This window comes from Arcobacter denitrificans (SeqCode) (assembly GCF_048571185.1).
In the GTDB taxonomy this organism is placed as follows: domain Bacteria; phylum Campylobacterota; class Campylobacteria; order Campylobacterales; family Arcobacteraceae; genus Arcobacter; species Arcobacter denitrificans.
Genome location: NZ_CP182350.1, coordinates 20509 through 42910, shown reverse-complemented (window position 1 = coordinate 42910; position 22402 = coordinate 20509). Strand labels below are relative to the sequence as shown.

Annotated in this window: 22 protein-coding genes; 16 read left to right on the top strand and 6 right to left on the bottom strand. The window is 29.0% G+C overall.

The window, feature by feature from the left end; genetic code table 11:
- Positions 1-27 precede the first annotated feature (27 nt).
- The 11 genes from purD (at position 28) to ACNI28_RS00165 (ending at position 12919) form a co-directional block, all read left to right on the top strand.
- Positions 28-1296 (top strand): phosphoribosylamine--glycine ligase, encoded by a 1269-nt coding sequence (gene purD / locus ACNI28_RS00215; protein WP_419764813.1) that lies wholly within the window; start codon positions 28-30, stop codon positions 1294-1296.
- Between the two features lie 4 nt (positions 1297-1300).
- Positions 1301-1741, top strand: coding sequence for an RDD family protein (locus ACNI28_RS00210; RefSeq protein ID WP_419764812.1), 441 nt, complete (start codon positions 1301-1303; stop codon positions 1739-1741).
- Positions 1734-3827, top strand: coding sequence for an LPS-assembly protein LptD (locus tag ACNI28_RS00205; RefSeq protein ID WP_419764811.1), 2094 nt, complete (start codon positions 1734-1736; stop codon positions 3825-3827). The genes ACNI28_RS00210 and ACNI28_RS00205 overlap by 8 nt, the downstream gene beginning before the upstream one ends.
- The gene (locus ACNI28_RS00200) at positions 3828-4496 is read left to right on the top strand and encodes a phosphoribosyltransferase (RefSeq protein WP_419764810.1); all 669 of its coding nucleotides are present in this window, start codon (positions 3828-3830) and stop codon (positions 4494-4496) included. It abuts the gene before it with no gap.
- A 2-nt stretch (positions 4497-4498) separates the two neighbouring features.
- Entirely contained in the window at positions 4499-6676 is a 2178-nt protein-coding gene (locus ACNI28_RS00195) for a polyribonucleotide nucleotidyltransferase (RefSeq protein ID WP_419764809.1), read from the top strand.
- Positions 6677-6747: 71 nt separating this feature from the next.
- Positions 6748-7116 carry a response regulator gene (locus ACNI28_RS00190; RefSeq protein WP_419764807.1) on the top strand — a complete coding sequence of 123 codons (369 nt, stop codon included), beginning with the start codon at positions 6748-6750 and terminating at the stop codon, positions 7114-7116.
- Between the two features lie 14 nt (positions 7117-7130).
- Complete coding sequence (locus ACNI28_RS00185) at positions 7131-9185, top strand: chemotaxis protein CheA (protein ID WP_419764806.1); 2055 nt, start codon at positions 7131-7133, stop codon at positions 9183-9185.
- Positions 9186-9187: 2 nt separating this feature from the next.
- Entirely contained in the window at positions 9188-10033 is an 846-nt protein-coding gene (locus tag ACNI28_RS00180; RefSeq protein WP_419764805.1) for a CheR family methyltransferase, read from the top strand.
- Positions 10027-10704 carry a chemotaxis protein CheD gene (locus ACNI28_RS00175; protein ID WP_419764804.1) on the top strand — a complete coding sequence of 226 codons (678 nt, stop codon included), beginning with the start codon at positions 10027-10029 and terminating at the stop codon, positions 10702-10704. The genes ACNI28_RS00180 and ACNI28_RS00175 overlap by 7 nt, the downstream gene beginning before the upstream one ends.
- A gap of 12 nt (positions 10705-10716) precedes the next feature.
- The gene (gene cheB / locus ACNI28_RS00170) at positions 10717-11793 is read left to right on the top strand and encodes a chemotaxis-specific protein-glutamate methyltransferase CheB (RefSeq protein WP_419764803.1); all 1077 of its coding nucleotides are present in this window, start codon (positions 10717-10719) and stop codon (positions 11791-11793) included.
- 70 nt (positions 11794-11863) lie between these two features.
- Positions 11864-12919 carry a tyrosine-type recombinase/integrase gene (locus ACNI28_RS00165; RefSeq protein WP_419764802.1) on the top strand — a complete coding sequence of 352 codons (1056 nt, stop codon included), beginning with the start codon at positions 11864-11866 and terminating at the stop codon, positions 12917-12919.
- Here the strand turns inward: ACNI28_RS00165 and ACNI28_RS00160 are convergent, their stop codons facing one another.
- Genes ACNI28_RS00160 through hemW form a run of 5 tightly spaced genes read right to left on the bottom strand, consistent with a single transcriptional unit; the run spans position 12920 to position 17687 of the window.
- Positions 12920-13195: a hypothetical protein gene (locus ACNI28_RS00160; RefSeq protein WP_419764801.1), complete on the bottom strand. Its 276-nt coding sequence runs from the start codon at positions 13193-13195 to the stop codon at positions 12920-12922.
- 12 nt (positions 13196-13207) lie between these two features.
- Positions 13208-13717, bottom strand: coding sequence for a hypothetical protein (locus ACNI28_RS00155; protein WP_419764800.1), 510 nt, complete (start codon positions 13715-13717; stop codon positions 13208-13210).
- Between the two features lie 46 nt (positions 13718-13763).
- Complete coding sequence (locus ACNI28_RS00150) at positions 13764-15731, bottom strand: M3 family metallopeptidase (protein ID WP_419764799.1); 1968 nt, start codon at positions 15729-15731, stop codon at positions 13764-13766.
- Between the two features lie 10 nt (positions 15732-15741).
- On the bottom strand, positions 15742-16566 hold the full coding sequence (gene prmC, locus ACNI28_RS00145) for a peptide chain release factor N(5)-glutamine methyltransferase (RefSeq protein WP_419764798.1): 825 nt from the start codon (positions 16564-16566) through the stop codon (positions 15742-15744).
- A 59-nt stretch (positions 16567-16625) separates the two neighbouring features.
- Entirely contained in the window at positions 16626-17687 is a 1062-nt protein-coding gene (hemW, locus tag ACNI28_RS00140) for a radical SAM family heme chaperone HemW (protein ID WP_419764796.1), read from the bottom strand.
- A 55-nt stretch (positions 17688-17742) separates the two neighbouring features.
- On the opposite strand from hemW, the gene ACNI28_RS00135 reads away from it, so the two are divergent.
- Genes ACNI28_RS00135 through folP form a run of 5 tightly spaced genes read left to right on the top strand, consistent with a single transcriptional unit; the run spans position 17743 to position 21468 of the window.
- Positions 17743-18246, top strand: coding sequence for an RNA pyrophosphohydrolase (locus ACNI28_RS00135; RefSeq protein ID WP_419764795.1), 504 nt, complete (start codon positions 17743-17745; stop codon positions 18244-18246).
- 17 nt (positions 18247-18263) lie between these two features.
- Positions 18264-19472, top strand: coding sequence for an aspartate kinase (locus ACNI28_RS00130; RefSeq protein ID WP_419764794.1), 1209 nt, complete (start codon positions 18264-18266; stop codon positions 19470-19472).
- Positions 19473-19474: 2 nt separating this feature from the next.
- Complete coding sequence (locus ACNI28_RS00125; protein WP_419764793.1) at positions 19475-20026, top strand: HobA family DNA replication regulator; 552 nt, start codon at positions 19475-19477, stop codon at positions 20024-20026.
- A 2-nt stretch (positions 20027-20028) separates the two neighbouring features.
- A complete protein-coding gene (locus tag ACNI28_RS00120) occupies positions 20029-20652 on the top strand; it encodes a DNA polymerase III subunit delta' (protein WP_419764792.1) in 624 nt (207 codons plus the stop codon).
- A 6-nt stretch (positions 20653-20658) separates the two neighbouring features.
- Complete coding sequence (folP, locus tag ACNI28_RS00115) at positions 20659-21468, top strand: dihydropteroate synthase (protein WP_419764791.1); 810 nt, start codon at positions 20659-20661, stop codon at positions 21466-21468.
- Here folP and ACNI28_RS00110 read toward each other — a convergent pair.
- Entirely contained in the window at positions 21465-22295 is an 831-nt protein-coding gene (locus tag ACNI28_RS00110; RefSeq protein ID WP_419764790.1) for a prephenate dehydrogenase, read from the bottom strand. The genes folP and ACNI28_RS00110 overlap by 4 nt on opposite strands.
- Between the last annotated feature and the right edge of the window lie 107 nt (positions 22296-22402).

Here is a 22402-nt window from a genome sequence, read left to right as displayed (position 1 = left end):
AAACTTACAATTTTAAGGAAAATCATAGTGAATATTTTAATACTTGGTAGTGGTGGTAGAGAATACTCTATTGGATTAGCTATATATAAAGAGAATAAACACAACATATATTTTATGCCAGGAAATGGGGCAACTGATAATTTAGGTACTAATATAAATATAAAAGATTATAATGAATTAGCTTTATGGGCAAAAGAAAACAGTATAGATTTAACGATTGTAGGACCTGAAGCTCCTTTAGTAGATGGAGTTGTAGATATTTTTAAAGAGAAAAATTTAACTATTTTTGGACCAAGTGCAGCAGCTGCTAGACTTGAAGGTTCAAAAGTTTATATGAAAAACATATTAAAAAAATATAATATTCCAACAGCTGCATTTATAGAAACAAGTAGTGAAAAAGAAGCTCATAGCTTTATTGATAATATGAATAAAACACCAATAGTAGTAAAAGCAGATGGCTTATGTGCAGGGAAAGGTGTAATTATAGCCCAATCAAAATATGAAGCAAAACAAGCTGTTTCGAATATGCTTAGTGGTGAATCTTTTGGAGATGCTGGAACTTCAGTGGTTGTTGAAGAGTTTTTAGATGGATATGAGTTATCTATTTTTGCTATTTGTGATGGTGAAAATTATAAAGTACTGCCAGCTGCTCAAGACCATAAGAGAATAGGGGATGGGGATACGGGACCAAATACAGGTGGAATGGGTGCCTATGCTCCAACACCTTTAGTAAATGATGATATTTATAAAAAAGTTGAAGAGAGAGTTATTAAACCAACTTTAGAAGGTATGAAAAAAGAAGGAGCTCCTTTTGAAGGTGTTCTTTTTATTGGTGTAATGGTTGTAGATGGTGAACCAATTATTTTAGAGTATAATGTGAGATTTGGTGATCCAGAGTGTGAAATTATAATGCCATTACTTGAAACTCCTGTTTCTGAACTTTTTTACAAGGGTGCAACAAAAGATTTAAAATCACTAGATATTAAAATAAAAAATGAGTTTGGTGTAGGTGTTGTAATGGCTAGTAAAAACTATCCTTACTCTTCAAGTGAAGCTGCTGAAATAATTGTTGATGATATTGTTGATGTTGATATTTTAAATAATACGCATATATCTTATGCTGGTGTTGAAAAAGATGATGATAAACTTTTTGCAACGGGTGGAAGAGTTTTAGTTTGTGTAGGTTTTGGAAAGAGTATAAAACAAGCAAGAGATAGAGCTTATGCATTATGTGGGCAAGTTCATTTTGCTGGTAAGAAATGCAGAACAGATATAGCATATCAAGCATTAAAGTAGTTTTATGGCTTTAAATACTGACATGAATAACTTACAACTAGCTACAATTAATTCAAGAATTAAAGCATTTATAATTGATGATGTGTTAATTACCTTGATTGTATTAATTGTTTTTTGGGATACTATTTCCAATAATGATAGTAATTTAACTACAGTTTTAATTTTAATGAATGAATTTGTTTTACAGGTTTTAGCATTAAAATTTATCTATCAAACATTTTTTGTATGGTATTATGGTGCAACTGTTGGTAAAATAATAGCAAAAGTAAGGGTTGTTGACTTTGATGATCTTTCTAGAGTTAATTTAATTCAATCAGCTTTAAGATCTTTTGGTAGAATCTTAAGTGAAATGTTTTTTTATATAGGTTTTATGTTTTCATTTTTTAATGATGGTAGGCAAACATTTCATGATAAAATTTCAAAAACATTGGTTATAGATGCATAAATTATTTTTAATTTTACCAATACTTATTGGTACACTGTTTTCAAAAGAGTTAAAAAACGAAAAACTTCAAATATTATCAAATGATTTAAATAGTAAAGATAATATAGTTATTGCAAAGGGTGATGTTGTTATTTTCTCTCCTAAATATTACATCTCTGCACAAAAAATAATTTATGATAAAGAGAATGCAACATTAGAACTTTTTGACGATGTTGTAATTTTAAAAGATAATCTTGTTCAAACACAAAGTGACTATGCTTTTATGGATTTAAATGAGGAAAGTTTAACTCAAAATCCAATTCTTTTATTAGATAAAAAATCTGAAGTGTGGATTACTTCAAATAATGCAAACAAGCAAAAAAACTTTTATCATTTTAAAAACTCTATTATGTCAAGTTGTGACTGTATTGATCCTGCTTGGAATATAAGAGTTACAAGTGCAGATTATGATACCAAAGATCAATGGCTAGATGCTTACAATGCAAGACTTTATATAAAAGATGTTCCTGTTTTTTACACACCTTATTTTGGTTTTTCAACAGATACGACAAGAAGAACAGGTCTTTTACGACCAACTGTAGGATATTCATCTTCTGAAGGGTTTTTATATTCTCAACCAATTTTTATAGCTCCTGCTGATAATTATGACATTGAACTTGTTCCTCAAGTAAGGTTAAATAGAGGATATGGACTATCTGCATATTATAGATATGTTGACTCAGCATATTCTAGTCTTGAATTTGGAGTAGGCTACTTTGAAGAAGATAGTGAGTATATATCAAAAAACTCTTTAGAAAATGAAAAACATTATGGATGGAGTTTAGATTACACAAGAAGTAAACTTTTAAGTGGTAAAGAGAGTGAAGATGGCTTATTTGCAAAAATCAAGTGGATCAATGATATTGAATATTATAATGTCGAAGATCCTACTCACAAAGATTCATCTACAGTGAAAAAGATAGAATCAAAAATTAATTATTATTATAAAAATAATAATTATTTTATCGGAACCTATCTGCGTCATTATTTAGATACAGATCTTTCCTCAAATGATACAACTTTACAGCAATTACCACAAGTTCAATTACACTCTTTTAGTGATAATTTCTATTTAGATAAACTTTTATATTCAGCAGATTTACAAGTGACTAATTATACAAGACCAAGTGGTTTAGAGGCGGTTAAGACAGACTTTACTATACCTTTATCTTACAGTTTTTCATTTTTTGATGACTATTTAAGATTAGTTTTACAAGAAGAAGTTTCTGTATCAAAAATAGAGTATGATAATGGAACAGCAAATTATAAGAATACAACATTTATTGAAAATAGACATAAAGTTTCTCTAAACAGTAATCTAATTAAAAAATATGAAAGTGGAATACATACCATTAATTTTAATACTGACTTTGTTATACCAAATGTTATAAAGTCAAAAGGTGATATATATCCATTATCTAACACATCAAGTGAATTGTCTCCTTTTCCTTTATCAAAGACAACAAAAACTATAACTTTTGCAGTAAATCAATCTTGGACAGATATTGAGGACTTAAAAGAGATAATTAACCATAAAATTAGCCAATCAATAATTTATGATGATTTTAATAATACAGAATTAGGTGATTTAGAAAATGAGATTAGATATAACTATTTTCTTGGAAGTATTGCTAATAGAATTATTTATAGTAATTTAGATAATAAAGTCACTGAATCATCAATAAGCTTTTCTTTAACTTATGAAAACTATTTTTTTAATGCAAGTCATTATTTATCAAAAAATACACCAAACTCAGGGAAAGAGGATCTCGAGTCATATGCTATAAATACAGGGTTTACCTTTTATAAAGATTATAGCTTGAGTTATAAAGAAAATTATAATTTAGAAGATAGAATTAGAACTAAACAAGCTTTTGTTTTTGGTATTAATGATAAGTGTTGGAGTTTAGATTTATCTTTTGAGAAGTCAATTACACCAACTGCATCAACAACAGCAAATTCTGTTAAGCAAGATATCGTTTATTTAGAGTTGACATTAAAACCTTTAGGTGGTTTGAAACAAGAATATATGGTTAAGGATAAATAATTGGACTTTGAACTTAAATGCAGTGGCAGTAAAATATATTTTAAAGATAGAGAAGATGCTGCAAATAGACTCATAAAGGTTTTACCAATTGAACAGATGAAATTAGAAGATTGGATAGTTGTTGCTTCTTCTTATGGTGGCTTTTCAATTGCTAAAATCATTGCAAATAAATTAGACGCACAATTTAAAATACTTTTTACAGAAAAAGTTGTAGCACCAAATAATGAAGAGTGTGAGATTGCAATTGTAACAGAAAGTGAAGAAGTTGTAATTCATGAGGAGTTAGCTAGATCTTTTGATTTAAGTTTAGATTTTATTTTTTCAAAATCAAAATATGTTTATGACAGCATGATTTTAAATAAGTTAAGTAAATTTAGATCAGGAGAAAGAATAAAAGATATAAAAGATAAGAATATTCTTCTTGTTGATGAGGGGCTAAATACAGGTCTTACAATGATGGCTTGTATTAAAACAGCAATAAATCTAGGTGCTAAGTCAGTTTCAGTTGCAATTCCAATACTGCCAAATGCAAGTATACAAACTATTGAATCTATTGCTGATGATTTGTATTATGTAAAAAGTTTAGATCATTTCATCTCTATTGATTATTATTATAACAACTTAGAAGAGATAACGTTTGAAGATATTAAAAATATAAAGGATAAATAATTATGTCAACTGTATGTGAGTTTGAATTAAATGAAAAAGAGGAAATATTTGAGTTTAATAAAGTTGCAAAACAAGCAAATGGCTCAGTTTTAGCAAAATGTGGTAAAGCAGTTGTTTTAGCAACAATTGTAAGTGAGTTTGATAATCCTGTTTCTGAAGATTTTACTCCATTGACTGTTCAATATATTGAAAAAACATATGCTGCTGCTAAAATGCCAGGTGGTTTTTTCAAAAGAGAGAGTAAACCAAGTGAATTAGAGACATTAACTTCTAGAATTATAGATAGAAGTTTAAGACCATTATTTCCAAAAGGTTATGTTTATCCTACAACAATTACAGTTATGGTTTTAAGTGCTGACAAAGATATTGATTTACAAACTTTAGCCCTAAATGCTGCAAGTGCTGCCTTTTATACTTCTGATTTACCAGTTAAAAAATCAGTTGCAGGAGTTAGAGTTGCTAGAATTGAAGGTGAATATATTGTTAACCCAAATATTTCAGATATGGAAAATTCAACCTTAGATTTATATGTTGCAGGTTCAAAAGATGAACTTCTAATGATAGAGATGAAAGCAATTTCATCTGAAGAGATGATTGAAGTTGATGTTGAAGCATTTACAAAAGTACATAAAACAAATGAAATGAGTGAAGATGAATTAGTTGATGCAATTGGTATTGCTCAAGAAGCACTTTATGAAGTTAATAGTACATATGAAAGTGGATTTGAAAATGTATGTAAAGAGATGAAAGAGATTGAATTAGTTGAATTTACTATCTCAAAAGATTTAATTTCACATGTTCAAACAACATATTTAAATGATATAAAAGATGCTGTTAAAAAATTAGCTAAAAGTGAAAGAGCGACAGAGTTAAAAGATTTAGCTAAAAAAATTGCAGAGGATGAGTATTGTATATCAAATGAACTTCCTTATAGTGATGTTTATGAAGCTGTATCTATTGTAAAAAAAGATGTTGTTAGATCAATGATTGTAAATGAAAATGTAAGAGCAGATGGAAGAGGGTTAAAGACTGTTAGACCTATATCAATTGAGACAAATATTTTACCTTCAGCCCACTCTTCATGTCTATTTACAAGAGGTGAAACTCAAGCATTAGTTGTAGGAACTTTAGCGGGTGCTAAAGATGGACAAATGTATGAAGTCTTAAATGAAAAATCAACTTCTATGGAAAATTTTATGGTTCATTATAATTTTCCAGGATTTTCAGTTGGTGAAGCAAAGCCTATGTTTGGAGTTGGTAGAAGAGAGTTAGGACATGGAAATTTAGGTAAAAGAGCATTAGAAGCAACTATTGATAGAGATTTTGGAGAAACTATTAGATTAGTATCAGAAATTTTAGAATCTAATGGTTCATCATCTATGGCAACTGTTTGTGGTGGTTCATTGGCTTTAAAAGCAGCTGGTGTACCTATCTCAGATTTAGTTGCAGGTGTTGCTATGGGTATGGTTGTTGAAGATGGTAAGCATTGTGTATTAACTGATATTATGGGATTAGAAGATCATGATGGAGATATGGACTTTAAAGTTGCTGGACCAAAGTCAGGGATTACAGCATTACAGATGGATATTAAACTTGGTGGAATAGAATTAGATATTTTAAAAGAGGCTCTTTTACAAGCAAAAGAGGGTAGAGAACATATTTTAGAACTTATGGAAACTGCTGCTGTTGATATTGTACCAAGTCCAGCATTACCATTAATGGAACAGTTTGCAATTGATCCTAGTAAAATAATGGTGGTTATTGGAAAAGCGGGCTCTACTATAAAAGAGATTATTGAGAAGTTTTCTGTGTCAATTGATTTAGATAGGGATAGTGGTAATGTAAAAGTAGCAGGTGAATGTAAACAGAATGTTTTAGATGCTTGTGAACATATTAAAACTATATCAAATAATGCGCCAGCAAGAAGACAAAGTGAGAAAATTATTTTTGATTCTGTATATAAAGAAGAAGAAGTTTTAGAAGGTGTAGTGGAAAGAATTGTCGATTTTGGAGCATTTATGAAGCTTCCAAAGGGTGGGGAAGGTTTATTACATATTTCTAAAATATCTAAAAATAGAGTTAAAAATGTAACAGATGTTTTAAGTGTTGGTGATAAAGTAGAACTAAAAGTACTAAAAGTAAATAGAGATAGAATTGAATTAGCATCGGCTAATATTTAATTTTTATACTAAATTAATAGTTCTTTAGTTATTATTTATAAAATATTATTTTTTCATATTAAGGAAATACTATGGCAAAACTTTTAATAGTGGATGATTCGACTATGTTAAGAGATATGTTAACATACGCTCTCAAAGAGGGTGGATATAGTGACGTTATTGCAGCAGTAGACGGTGTAGACGGTTTAGAAAAAGCAAAGGCTCATGATTTTGATTTGGTTATTACTGATGTAAATATGCCAAATATGGATGGATTAACATTAATTGGTGAATTAAGAAAAGTAGATAAATATAAAACAAAACCTATTTTAGTATTGACAACTGAAAGAAGTGATGATATGAAAGCAAAAGGTAAAGCAGCAGGTGCAACTGGTTGGATTGTAAAACCATTTGTTCCAGACCAATTACTAAAAGCTGTTAATATAGTTTTAAATAGATAGAAAGGTATTACAATATGGCTGGTTTTGATATATCAAAATATCGAGAGATGTTTTTAGAAGAAGCTGTGGAACTTTTCGAGTCTGCAGATAATGTTTTATTGGAAGCTGAAAATAATGGCTCACTTACAGATGAAGAGATGGGACAACTTTTTAGGGATGTTCATACTCTAAAGGGTAGTGGTGCGTCCGTAGAGCTTCCATTATTTGCAGAGTTTACCCATGATGTTGAAAACATGATGGATAAATTAAGAAATCATCAAATAGTTTTTATTCCAGAAATGGCTGGTACACTGATTGATGCAATGGATATAATGAAAGAGATTTTAGAATTAGAAGTAGCAGAAGATATAACAAGAGAAACTTTTGATGAAATGACATCTGAAATGCTAGTACAAATTAGAGCATATATTAATGGGGAGAATGTTTCTGCACAAGAAGAGGTTGTTGCTGTAGAACCTGAAGCTACTCAAGAAAATTCATCAGCAGAAGAGTCTGCAGATAATTTTGAGAAACAGAGTGTTTCTAGTTCATCATCAAGTTCATATGGAATTTTTGAAGATGATTTTGATGAAGAAGATAGCTTAGAAAATGATTCTTTTGGTTTCTTTAGTGAAGATATGAAAATTTCGAACTCTCAAGAGTATGATTATGATAATGAAAACTTTGGTTTCTTTGATGATGCTGAAGAAATAACACCTGCCTCTACAATAAAAGTAGAAAAAGTTGAAGAAAAACCTACACAAAAAACACAACAACCAGAATCAAAACAAGCTACTCCTGCCCCAAAAGCAGCTGTACCTGCAAAAGCACCTGCTAGTAGACCTACTTCAAGAAATAAAGAAGAGAAAAAAGCAGCTGTAACAAATAATATTAGAGTTAATCTTGATAAAATTGACTTATTAATGAACAATGTTGGTGATTTAGTTATTACAAATGCTATGCTTAAGCAGTTTACATCAACAATAGAAGATAATAAAGTACAAAATTCAGTATATGAAAGACTAGAACAACTAGAAAGACATATTAGAGATATGCAAGATTCTATAATGAGTATAAGAATGGTACCTATGGAATCTATTTATTCTAAGTTCCCTAAAGTTGTAAGAGATATTTCTAAAAAATTAAGTAAAAAAGTTGATTTCAAACATTTTGGAGATAATGTTGAAATTGATAAAGCTATGATTGAAGGTTTGACAGATCCTTTAATGCATATTATTAGAAACTCTTTAGACCATGGAATAGAGACTCCTGAAGCTAGATCTGCCTCAGGTAAAAATGAAATGGGTGAGATTATCATTTCTGCAGAACAAGCCAATGGTCAAATGATTATTACTATTGAAGATGATGGTAAAGGTATTGATGGGGATAGAGTTGCTCAAAAAGCTCTAGACAATGGATTAATTGATGAAAATCAGTTCTCAAAAATGACAGATAATGAAAAAGCAATGTTAGTATTTGGTGCTGGTGTTTCAACTGCTGATGAAGTTACTGATATCTCTGGACGTGGTGTTGGTATGGATGTTGTTAAAACAAATATTCATAAACTAGGTGGAGCAATTAACCTAGATACAACATTAGGAGCTGGTACAACAATTACTATTATGCTTCCATTAACACTTGCAATTTTAGATGGACTTGATATTGCAGTTGGTGAGCAAAGATATATTTTACCACTTAATTCAATTGTTGAATCACTACAACCAACTCATGAAATGATTAAAAAGATTGGTGATGGAGCACAAGATTTATTGATGTTAAGAGAAGAGTTTATACCTATAGTAAGGCTATATAGTCTTTTTGGAGTAGAACCTGCTTATCATAAACTTGAAGATGGAATGTTAATTGTTGTAAAACAAGGTAATACTAAAATTGCAATAGCAATTGATGAGTTTTTAAATCAATATCAAGTAGTGGTTAAACCTTTAGATAAGAATTTTAGACCTGTACAAGGAATAGGTGCTGCAACTGTAAGAGGTGATGGTAGTATTGGATTAATTTTAGACGTATTAGGTATTATTAATGCTCAAATTAAAAAAGAAAAAGAAATAGGGATTGTGAAAGCCTCTTAAACATGGACAATACTCTTCATTTACATGAAAAAGTAAAAGAGTTGTTATACTCTTTTACAGGAATAACGCTTACTGAAAATAAAGATATTATGATTTCAAATAGACTTCATAAACTAAAGAGAAATGCCTTATTTAGCGGAACCTTAGATGAACTTCTGGAAGCAATTAGGGATGGTAATTATAAAACAGAATTTATAAATGCTTTTACAACTAATAAAACACATTTTTTTAGAGAAGAGTTTCATTTTGCAGACTTAAAAAATAGAGTTTTACCAGAATTATCTAAAAATAGTCAAGAAATAAAATTGTATTGTTCAGCTTCTTCAACAGGAGAAGAACCTTATTCTATGGCAATGACTATTTTAGAAGCTCAAGAAGAGTTAGGCAAAAAAATAAATACATCAATTATTGCAACTGATATTGATACAAATGTTCTTCAATATGCAGCAAATGGGATATATCGATATTCAAAAAGTTCAAAAGAGTTTCCTTCTTGGCTAAAGCCTCAAAAGTATTTTAAAAAGAGAATTGAAAAGAACTTAGCTTCTGAAGAGATTTTGATAAAAGTAAAAGAAGAACTACAAAGAATGGTTAAGTTTCAAGTTATGAATTTAAATGATGAAAATTATCCTTTTTCTAAAAACCAGTTTGATGTAGTATTTTGTAGAAATGTTTTAATATATTTTTCTTCTGAAGATCAAGAAAAGATTTTATTTAAACTCTTTCGACATCTAAAAATGGGTGGTACTTTATATATTGGACACTCTGAAAGCCCTGGAAAACTAGAAGGATATGTAAAAAGAATAGGGCAAAATATTTTTATTAAAGAGAAGGAAATATCTTGGTAATTTTAGGTCATAAAGATGGAAGTATAGAAAAAATTGCCAATAATCTATCTACCCAAACAATAAAAGGATATAAAGCACATACCGTAATTGGTGGAGAGTTTGCTGTTAGCTCTGACAATTATGATATTGCTTTTAAAACACTGCTTGGTTCTTGTGTTGCTATTATGTTTTATGATACAGTTAAAAAGATAAAAGCTATGAACCATTTTTTATTGCCAACAACAAGTAATTCAAATGAAGATATGAAATACGGACTTTATTCTGTTGAAGCAATGTTAAATGAAATGTATAAATTAGGTTGTTCTAAAAAAGATTTAAAAGCAAAAATTTCTGGTGGGGCTGATATTATGCAACTTATGGCTGCAAATAATAACTCAATAGGGCATAGAAATGTAGAGTTTGCGAAAGATTTCTGTAAATCAGAAGGATTTGAAATTCTTTCAGAGCATACAAGAGGTGATCATGCAAGATTAATTTTGATGACTAATGAATTTGAAACATTTATAAAAGTAACAAATAAAAATGAAACAGACTCTAAGGTTATCCAAGAAGAAAAATCTTTACAAGTGGAAATTACAAAAGCACCTGTTCTCAAAGAGTATGTTGGTGGTGTGGACTTATTTGGTAGTGATCCAGAACCAGAACCAGATATGGATATAGAGTTATTTTAAAGGTATTTTAATATGTATACAGTAATAGTAATTGACGATTCATTATCAATGAGAAAAATTTTAAGAGATATGATTAATTCTATTGATGAGTTTGAGGTTATAGATGAAGCTGTAGATGCTTTTGATGCAAGAGAAAAAATCAAGAAATATGAACCAGATTTAGTTACTATTGATATTAATATGCCAAAAATGGATGGTGTTACATTCTTAAGAAACCTTATGAGGTTACACCCCATGCCAGCTGTTGTTATTTCAGGTGAGGGTGCAAGGGGAAATGATATCTTTGATGATGGAGCAGTGGGTTACATAGAAAAACCAGATAATGGTGAATCTATGAGCTCATTTCAAGAACGTGTAAAAGATAATCTTCTAAATCTTACCTTTTTATTAAAAAGATATACACTTAAAAAACCAAAAGCAGAAGTTGAAATAAAAAAGAAAAGTAATTTTGAATCAAGCGAAAAAGTACATCCTGATATATTACTTCCTTCTACTCCTGCAAGACTATCAGGTTCTAGAGTTATTGCAATAGGATCTTCTACAGGTGGAGTAGAGTCACTTTTGAGAGTTTTCAAGTCTTTACCAAATAATCTACCTCCAATAGTAATTACACAGCATATTCCATATGGATTTTCAAGATCTTTTGCACAAAGATTAAACAATGAATCATCACTTGATGTTTATGAGGCTGAAGATGGTATGAAGCTTGAAAAAGGAAAGGCTTTTTTAGCACCTGGAAATATGCATTTGAGCATTGAAAAAAAAGGTAGTGATTATTATACAAAACTTATAGATGGTATAAGAATTTCTCATCATAAACCAAGTGTTAACATAATGTTTAGATCAGTAAATAATGTTATTGGTTCATCGGCAATGGCTATTATGATGACTGGAATGGGTGATGATGGAATGATTGCTATGAAAGAATTATTTGATAATGGCGCATATACGATTGCTCAAAATGAAGAGAGCTGTGTTGTTTTTGGTATGCCAAAAAAAGCAATTGAAGCTGGGGCAGTAAAAGATATTGTACCTTTAGATGATATAGCACAATATATGGTAGACTTTTCAACTAACAAAAAAAGATGATAAGTTTATTTTGATATAATAATTAGTATTGAAAACTATAATTTTCAAACTATAATATAAAAGGACTAATATGAGATATGATTTAGACTTCTGTGATACTTTTGATAAAACACTTCTATTTTGGATTGAAAGATTTATAAGAAATAAATTAACATCACTTAGTAACTCAAATGTTAATGATAAAAATAAACTAGCAATGATAATAAAAGATTTAGTAAAAGGTACAAAAAATTTAAATGAATTAACAGTGTTAGTAAAAAGTGCTAGAAATATTGGTTTGGCAGGAATAAATACATATTATAATCCAATAGCAAAGCTATATGAGTTTTTGACAAATTTAGGTTTGGCTTCAATGAAAGAGATAGATGAAGAACTTTTGAGTGATTTTTTAGCCACAAGTACAAGTGGCTTGTCAGATGCTAGTAAAAAGAATCATAGGATTGCCCTACTTGCTCTTTTTTCCTATATAGATAAACAAAATGAAACAAGAGACAATAATTCATATATGTTTAAAATAGAACTTAAAAATTGGGGAGGCTTAAGTGGCAAGTCTGGTACTAAACTGCCCTCTTATATGAATAAAGATGAGATTACTAGGTTTTTAGATGCAATTGAGAGTTTTGAATTTTCTAAAGATGTAATGTATCGAAATAGATTGATTCTAAAAATTATAATTTATACAGGAATTCGTGTCTCTGAGATGCTAAATTTAAAATTAAAAGATATATATAAAGAAGAAGATGTATTTATAATACAAGTTAGAGGAAAAGGAAATAAGCCAAGAGTTGTAATGATAAAAGCAAAAATAATTGAAAATGAGTTAAAACATTGGCTAAATCAAATGGTATGTGAAGATGATTTCCTAGTTTGTAATAAAAAAGGAAATAGGTTAACTCAAGCTTATATAAGCAGAATTGTTGAAAAGCTATTAATAAGTTGTGGAATAAGAAAAGAAAAAAATGGTGCACATATGTTAAGACACAGTTTTGCAACACTTTTATATCAAAAACACCATGATCTTATTCTTGTACAAGAAGCTTTAGGACATGCAGATATAAATACTTCACGTATTTATACGCATTTTGATAAGGAAAGATTAAAAGCAACTACTAATTTAATGGATTAGCTACCATAAACTAGAGGTTTCAAAATCTTCTTTTTCATCACTTATCTCTAGGTATATTTCATCTTCATAGTCTAAATATATAGCAAAATCGCCAATATTTAGACTATTTTGTATGTTTCTTTTATTTAGATATATATTCTCAATACCATTTGACAAATCTGATAAATAGTATTCAACCATTGATGGAGCCATATTGTTTATGGCTCCATCTAAAGAGTCAAAATCATTTACCCCAAATGTGGAATATAGAGATATTTTATTTAAAAGTAATATCATACTAAACTATAACTACTTATTGTTAAATCCATTGAGTAAAGAAGCCATCCTGTTTAAGTCAATCTTTTCATCTGATTTTTTTTCTAGTTGAATATCATCAACCTTGACAGCTTCTGCTTTTGGTTTAGCAAAAGTTTCACTAGAAACAACTGGTGTTGTTAAAAACTCTTCCTCTTCCTCAATATTTATTGAAGTCTCCCTCGAAGTTTCTGAAAGAGTAGATTTAGCCTCTTCTACATCACTTTGAGAAGTCTCTTTGCTCTTATCTCCAACATTTAAAATTGTTTCTATTTTACTTAACATAGAATTTATATTTGTTCCATGCTTTTCATTTGTAGAGTTTATATCATTTAATTTACTGTTTAAATCGCCATTTAAAGCATCTAAATCTTCTATATCATTTTTTAATTTTTGATTCTCTTTTTCTAAATCTTCTTTTTCTTTTTGTAAAGTTTCATATGCATTTATTAAATTTGAAAGAGCATCGCTCAATTTAGAAATTGTATCACTATTATTACTCATTAACTATCCTTATTTGATATTATATCAAGTGCTATTGTGCCAAAAATTAGCTAATAATTCCATCAATTTTTAATAAAGAATCAACACTTGGTTCTCTTTGTGCAAATTCATAAAAAAGTTCATTCATATCAGATGAACCACCTTTTTCTAAAATTGTTTCTTTATACTTTAAAGCTAGCTTTTTATTAAAGGTATTTTCTGATTCTATAAACATATAGTAAGCATCTGCACTTAATACTTCCGCCCACTTATATGAGTAATAACCAGCTGCATAACCTCCTCCAAAAATATGAGCAAAACCATTTTGAAACTTATTATATTTTGGTGGTTTTATTACTGAAATTTCATCTCTAATTTCATTTAATAATTTTTGCACTTCATCCTCACTTGTATATAAATTTTGGTGAAGTTTAAAATCAAAAAGTGCAAATTCTACTTGTCTAATCATATTTAAAGATGATTGAAAATTTCTTGCTTTTATGATTTTATCTATGGCCTCATCAGACAAAGTTTCACCTGTTTTATAATGTTTTGCAAACTGTTTTAAAACAGTTTTATCATAAGAAAAATATTCTAAAAACTGTGAAGGAAACTCTACTGTATCCCAAGCTACACCTGCAATACCACTAATAAATGGCTCAGTAACTTTACTCAAAAGATGATGTAATGCATGACCCATTTCATGAAAAAGAGTTACAACATCTGAGTGTCTTAATAGTGATTTTGTTTCATTGGTAGATTGAGGAAAGTTACATACAATATAAGCTGTTGGAAAATGTAAATTATTATGTCTATCAACATAATGAGAATGCCAATTGTTCATCCATGCCCCTCCTCTTTTATCTTTTCTTGACTCTAAATCAATATAAATTCTAGAAGATAATTTTCCTTTTTCATAGATGTCATATGCAGTTGCTTTTTCATCCCAAGTAGAAGTATTTGCTTGTTTAAACTCTATGTCAAATATAGAATTAAGAAACTCAAAAAAACCTTTTAAAACAGATTCTTTTTCAAAATATGGTCTGTAGAACTCTTCATCTAAATCATATTTTTCTTTTTTTAATTTTTCTGAATAGTAAGAGATATCAAAAGATTTTAGTTCTTCAATTCCATCTTTTTTTGCAAACTCTTTTATCTCTTCTATCTCTTTCTTACCACCATCTTTACCTTTTTTGGCCAATTCATATAAAAAACTTATAACATCATCTTCACTTTTGGCCATTTTAGTACTTAATGAGTACTGTGCGTAAGAAGAAAATCCCAGTATGTTTGACTTCTCATCTTTTAAATTTAGTATCTCTTCTATAATTTTACCGTTCTCTGGTGCTCTAGTACAATAAGCTTTATAAAGTTCTTCTCTTTTAGCTCTATTTGTTCCATATGTAATATAAGCTACATATGAAGGCATTTGTAGGGTGAATTTATATTTTGTTTTACCCTCTTCTTCAAAACTAGCCAATTGTAGGTCTGATTCTGGTATCTCTTTTACGTCCTCATAATCTTCAATTATCATTTCATAAGAATTTGTTGCATTTAATAGGTTGTGTGAAAACTTGTGAGACAATTCACTTTGTCTTAAATTTATCTCTTTTAGCCTAGCTTTTAAATTATTATTTAAATGGCAACCTGATAATTCAAAATCTCTTATTTCATTTTCAAGTACTTTTTTTTGTATATCATTTAATGTATCTTTATAGTTATATTGTATATCTTTTAAAGAGGTATAAATATTTACATTTTGACTTAACTCAGTTTCATAGTTAGATATTAAAGGAAGGCATTCTTCATACACTTTTGTCGTTATTTCTGAGTTTTTAACAGAATCAATATGAAAGATGGGAGTTAAGAATATATTTATCCCCTCCCCTATTTCTTGATATGCTTTCACAAAATTATCATAATTTTTGTTTTCTATTTCTAAAAGCTTATCTATTTGCTCTTTTGATTCTTTTAGTTTTACTTCTAGTATCTCTTTTTTACTCTCTAAATCATTTACATTAAATTCTTCAAACATATTATTCCTTTTATTTATTATTAAACTCTATTAAAAATCCCCTATCAAAATCAGAATAGTCTTTATAAAACTCTAGTGATTTGACCTTGAATTTCTTCATATATTCTTTTATTGATTCTCTTTGATCATACCCATACTCACAATATAGATATCTTATTTTTTTAGATGTAACTTCTTGAATTAAATCTTTTAAAAGTTCATCACCAATTGTTCCTCCAAACAAAGCATTTGTTGGCTCAAATTTAACATTATGTGGTAAAACATAACTATCTGAAATATACGGAGGATTTGAAATACACATATTAAAATCACCACTAACCTCTTTTAATAAATCAGATTTTATAAAAGAAATCTGATTTTCAACGTTATGTTTTATTGCATTTTCTTTTGCTAAATTTAAAGCATCATCATTTATATCTACTGCAATAATTTTAAGTTCTGGAATTATTTTTGCAAGCATTACAGAAATTATTCCACTTCCTGTTCCTACTTCTACTATTTTTGGATTTTTTATTTGTTTTAGCGTTTCAAATGCTTTCTCAACTAGTATTTCTGTTTCTGGTCTTGGAATTAGTACATTCTCTTTGATAAGAAAATTTTCTCCATAAAAAGAGACTCTTTTTGTAAGATATTCCAAGGGATAATGAGTAGCTCTTTTTTTCACTAAATCGTTTAGCTCTTTTTCTTTTGTAAAGTCTTTATTTCCATTTAAATGAATCCAAATAACATTTTTTTCTAATAAAAACATAATTAATATTTCTATCTCTTTTGCTGGTATATGGGTTATATCTTTAAGCTCATGCGAATATTTTTTTATGCACTCTTTTATTGTCAATTAAACTCCTTTAAAAAATGTATTATACTAATAGTGGATAAATTACTCTTTAATAAAAATCAATCCAAGATAAATAAGGAAATTTCATCGGAAAGTAAGAAGTTATTATTGTATAGTCTGTTTTTTACTCTATTTATTTTATTCTCAGCTATTAATATATTTACTTTTTCTAGTTCATTTTTATTTAGCATAGTTATATCTACTCCTACACTTGACCTCAATCCCAATAAAATTTTTTCTGTTTTAATATCATGTGCATCCATATACTCTTTTTCATAATTTATAGGATTATGGATATATTCTTCGATATTTTTATTTGGATAATATCGAAAGTTTTCTATGCACCCTACTGCACCTGTCCCTATGCCTAGATAGTTTTTATATTCCCAATACCCAAAGTTATGATTTGATTGAGTCTTCTTTGATTTTGAGAAATTAGAGATTTCATATTGTTCATAGCCTAAACTTTTTAAATAACTAAAAAGCTCATAAGATAACTCTTCATCATCAATTTTTACTTTAGTTTTATTGTAAAATTTTGTGCCCTCTTCAAGTGTTAAAGAATAAGCACTGATATGATCAATATTTAACTCATTTATTTGGTCAAAATCGTATTTTAATTTTTCAAAACTATCTCCTTGTACTCCATAAATAATGTCACAGTTAATACTATTAAAACCTATACATTTAGCATTTTGTATAGCAGTTATAGCACTATTACAGTTATGTGCACGGTTTAGATATTTTAGCTTTTTATCATTAAAACTTTGTACTCCAAAACTGATTCTATTTACTCCTAGTTTTTTCATCCCTTGAAGCCATTCTTTTGTTGCAGAATTTGGATTGGCTTCACTTGTAATCTCACAGTTTCTTATTAAATACGGAGAAATTATTTTAAAAATATTTTCATACTCTTTAAAGTCAACACAACTAGGTGTTCCTCCTCCTATGAAAACTGTTTGGATCTTTTCATCTTTTAAATAATGTTTTATATCGTGAAGAAGTTGTTTTTCAATAGCTTTCATATAGGTTTGTTTTAAGTGAAATCTATCCACATATGAGTTAAATGCGCAATAAAAGCATTTACTGTCACAAAATGGAATATGTATGTATAAAAGCAATTTTTAATCCTAAGTTTATTATAATATTTCCCTTATTATAAGGGAAAAGATATTTATGATTGATAAAAGTGAAAAAATACCTACAAATGTAAATGGTAAAAATTATAGACCTAATGTAGCAGCAATTGTTTTATCAGCAAAGTATCCTCAAAAATGCGAACTTTTCATTGCTTCAAGAACTGATGTAGAAAATGCCTGGCAGTTTCCACAAGGCGGAATAGATGAAGGGGAAAGTGCAAAAGAAGCTCTGTTTAGAGAGTTGAAAGAAGAGATTGGTACAGATGATATAAAAATTATTGCAGAGTATCCACAATGGGTAAGTTATGACTTCCCTCCCGCAATTGCTGAGAAAATGAAGCCATATGATGGTCAAATACAAAAGTATTATTTAGTTAAGTTAAATGTAGGTGCAAAAATAGATATTTATACTCATCACACTCCTGAGTTCAGTGAATATAAATTTGTTCCAACAAAAAATATTTATGATTATATAACTTTTTTTAAAAGAACTGTATATAAACAAGTATTAAAGCATTTTAAAAATGAAGGTTATATTTAAAAAGGATTATAAGTTAAATGTTAAAAGTATTAAAGTTTGGTGGTACTAGTGTAGGTACTCTAGATAGAATTCAAAATGTAGCAACTATTATAAAAAAAATCAAAAATGAAGGTCATGATGTCATTGCTGTAGTTTCTGCAATGAGTGGAGAAACTAACAAATTAATCGAATATGCCCAAAGTTATTCTAAAAAACCAGCTCCTTGTGAAATTGATATGTTATTAAGCTCTGGAGAGAGAGTTACATCTGCTCTTCTTTCAATTGCTTTAAATGAAGCTGGATATAACACTGTTTCAATGAGTGGAGGAGAAGCTGGTATAATAACTGATGAAAAGCATACTAAAGCTAGAATTGAGCATATAGATACAACAAATATGCAAAATGCAATAGCAGATGGTAAAATAATTGTTGTTGCTGGTTTTCAAGGTGTTACTCAAAAAGGTAAAGTAACTACACTAGGACGAGGTGGCTCTGATTTAACAGCTGTTGCAATCGCAGGAGCAATCAAGGCGGACTTTTGTGAAATATATACAGATGTAGATGGTATTTATACAACAGACCCACGAATTGAGCCAAAAGCTAAAAAGCTAGAAAAGATATCTTATGATGAGATGTTAGAATTGGCTTCTTTAGGAGCTAAGGTATTACAAAATAGATCTGTTGAGATGGCAAAAAAATTAAATGTAAATTTAGTATCAAGAAGTAGCTTTACACCTGATGTTGAAGGTACTTTAATAACAAAGGAAGAGAATATTATGGAACAGCCAATAGTAAGTGGAATTGCTTTGGATAAAAACCAAGTTAGAGTGGGAATGTATGGAGTTGTTGATAGACCGGGGATTGCTTCTTCTATTTTTACAGCTCTTGCTGATGCTAATATCAATGTTGATATGATTGTTCAAACAGTTGCAGTAGATGGTAAAACAGCTTTAGACTTTACAATTCCAACAACTGATTGGGAAGTTTGTAAAAATGTAATGGTAAACTTTAAAGATGAAGTTGAAAATGTAGATTATAATGAAAAGATTTGTAAAGTTTCTATTGTTGGTGTTGGTATGAAATCCCATACTGGTGTTGCGTCAAAAGCATTTACAGCTCTTGCAAATGAAAATATCAACATTAGAATTATTTCAACAAGTGAAATAAAAATATCAATGATTGTTGAAGAAAAATATGCAGAATTAGCAGTTCGTGCTTTACATGATGCATATGACTTGGATAAATAGAAGTGCAAGAATTTTTAAACTGGACGGTTGATACGATAAGAGATGATAAGTTATTGTCTCCTTGGTTAGAAGAAAAAAAATATGAATGGACTCCTTTAGTCTCAAAATCAATAAGTAGTATTTTAGATAAGGGATGTTCTGTTATTATTATAAGTGATGACGAAAGAAATTGGTTTTTAGAGTATATACTTACAAATATCAATAAAAAAAGTTTAAATAGACCCTATTTACCTTTTTATGACTTTAAATCATTTTATAAACTACTAGATAATGTTCAAAGTGAAGATGATGTAAGTTATCTAAAAGATATGTTAAATATCTCTTTTCCAAATGGTTATTGTTTTTGGTATATAGGTAGAAGTCAAGATTCAAGAGCTTTTATTCCTAAAGTTTCTAAGTACTCATTTCTTTGGCTACTGGATGAAGAAAAACAAGATGCTTTTAACTTAAAAAGTAGCGATATAGCCCTTGATATGAAACTATTACAAATGTTTAGATTATATAATAAGACATTAAGTGCAGCACTTTTTGCAGAGATAAATGTTGAGAGTTAATCTTGATTGAGAATAATAGTTCAACAATACTTATTGTTAATAATATAGATGAAACGTTAAAAGACTTAATTCCAACTTTACCATTACATAGTTATAGAGTTGTAAGAAATGAAGAAAAAGATGATTTTTTAACTGCACAAGCTCAACAGACGATAAAAGAAGCTTATATTTCATCAAATGAAACAAAATATATAATTCTTTGTGGTAGTAGTTTTAGAATAGAGGCTCAAAACTCTTTATTAAAAGTTTTGGAAGAACCACCTAAAAATATTGTATTTATAATTGTCACAACTTCAAAATCAAATATCTTACCAACTATTCTTTCTCGTATGCCACATAAATATTTGAAAAAGAGAATTGAAAGAGTTGATGTAGATTTTGACTTTTTTAGAATGGATTTAAAAAGTTTGTATCAATTTTTAAAAGATAATCAAAAAATTGGAAAAAAAGAATCAAAAGCAATTATAGAGTCAATTTTATTTAAAATTAATTCTCAAAAAATAAAACTTACAAAAAAAGAGTTGGATGCATTTTCAAATGCTATAAAGCTCTTAGAGTTGAACTCAAGACCCATTCATATTTTAACTACCCTACTTTTAACTGTTATTCATAGAAAGCATAGATAAAACTTTATGAAAAACAATAAAACAAAAATTATGGGCATTATAAATGCCAATGAAGATTCATTTTTCAAAAATAGCAGATTCTATGGCTCAAGTGCAGTTTTAAAAATAGAACAAATGATTAATGATGGTGCAGATATTATAGACTTAGGGGGAGTTTCAAGTCGTCCTGGAAGCCTTGCTGTATCAGAAGAAGAAGAACTTAGTAGAGTTAAACCAATTATTGACTTAATATATGAAGAAAAGCTATATGAAAATGTAAGATTTTCTTTGGACTCTTATGCAGCAAAAGTCTTAGATTATGCTTTAAGTAAAGGTTTTAGTATAGTTAATGATATTACAGGCTTAGAAAATGATGCAGTTTGTAAAGTGGCTTCAAAGTATGATGCTCAAGTTGTGATTATGCATATGCAAAATAATCCACAAAATATGCAACAAAGCCCACAATATGAAAATGTAGTTTTTGATATTGATAAATTTTTTAAAGAAAGAGTAGAAAAAGCTAAAAGCTTTGGAATAAATGACATCATTTTAGACGTAGGCATTGGTTTTGGGAAAAATCTAGAGCATAATTTAACACTTATTAAAAACCTAGGTTATTTTAGTCATTTTGGGTTTGAACTATTAATAGCAGCAAGTAGAAAATCTATGATAAATAGTATTGTTGAATCTTCACCCCAAGAGAGACTTCCTGGGACTTTGGCAATTCATTTAGAGTCAATAAAAAATGGGGCTTCTATTGTAAGATGTCATGATGTAAAGGAACACTTTCAAGCTATTCAAGTACAAGAAGCTATAAATAGTGTTGAGATACTTTAAAGTATCTCATGCAAGCTATTTGCTTTTTTCATCCATTTATCTAGTTCTTCATACTCTTCATTTTCAACCATTTCTCTAACTTTTTTCATATGAACTTCAAATAAATCAATTGAGTCCAAAAGGTTTTCTCTATTTTGCTTAAAAATATCTATCCACATACTAGGGCTTGATTTTGCTATTCTACTCATATCTTTAAATCCCCCAGCAGCTAAGGCTATAATTGATCTTGGGTCTTCATGATTCATTACAGTATTTGCTAAAGAGTATGAAATAGCATGTGGTAAATGTGACATATAACATGCGTGAATATCATGTTCACTTGCTTTCATAAAAACAAGTCTCATTCCTATATCTTGAAATATTTTAATTGCTCTATTTTTATGAAGTTCCTCATTATCTTCTAAGTCACACAAAACAACAGTTTTCCCTTCATATAGTCCATCCATTGCAGACTTTGGACCAAATTTTTCTGTTCCAGTCATAGGATGAGCTGCTATAAAGTTTTTTCTAATTTCATTTGGTATATTTTTAACTATAAACTCTTTTGTTGAGCCTAAGTCCATAATAGTGGTATTTTGTGAAACATCTTTTAAATCATCAAACATTGAAATAATTGAATCAACAGGAATAGCTAAAATGATTACATCTGAGTTCTTCTTTAGTTCATCTAAACTCATAAGTTTATCAACTAAATTTAACTCTTCAATCTCTTTTGCTGTTTGTTCATTTCTTGCATATCCATATACATTCTTTGCAATTGCATATTTTTTGACAGCTTTAGCAATAGAACCACCCATAAGCCCTAATCCCACAATTCCTATATTCACTATTTCACCCTTTATTAAATAATATAAAAAAAGATTATATCTTAACCATCCTATAAACTTTATTTAGTTATATTAACTACTTTAATAAGAATAGCTATAAGGATTAA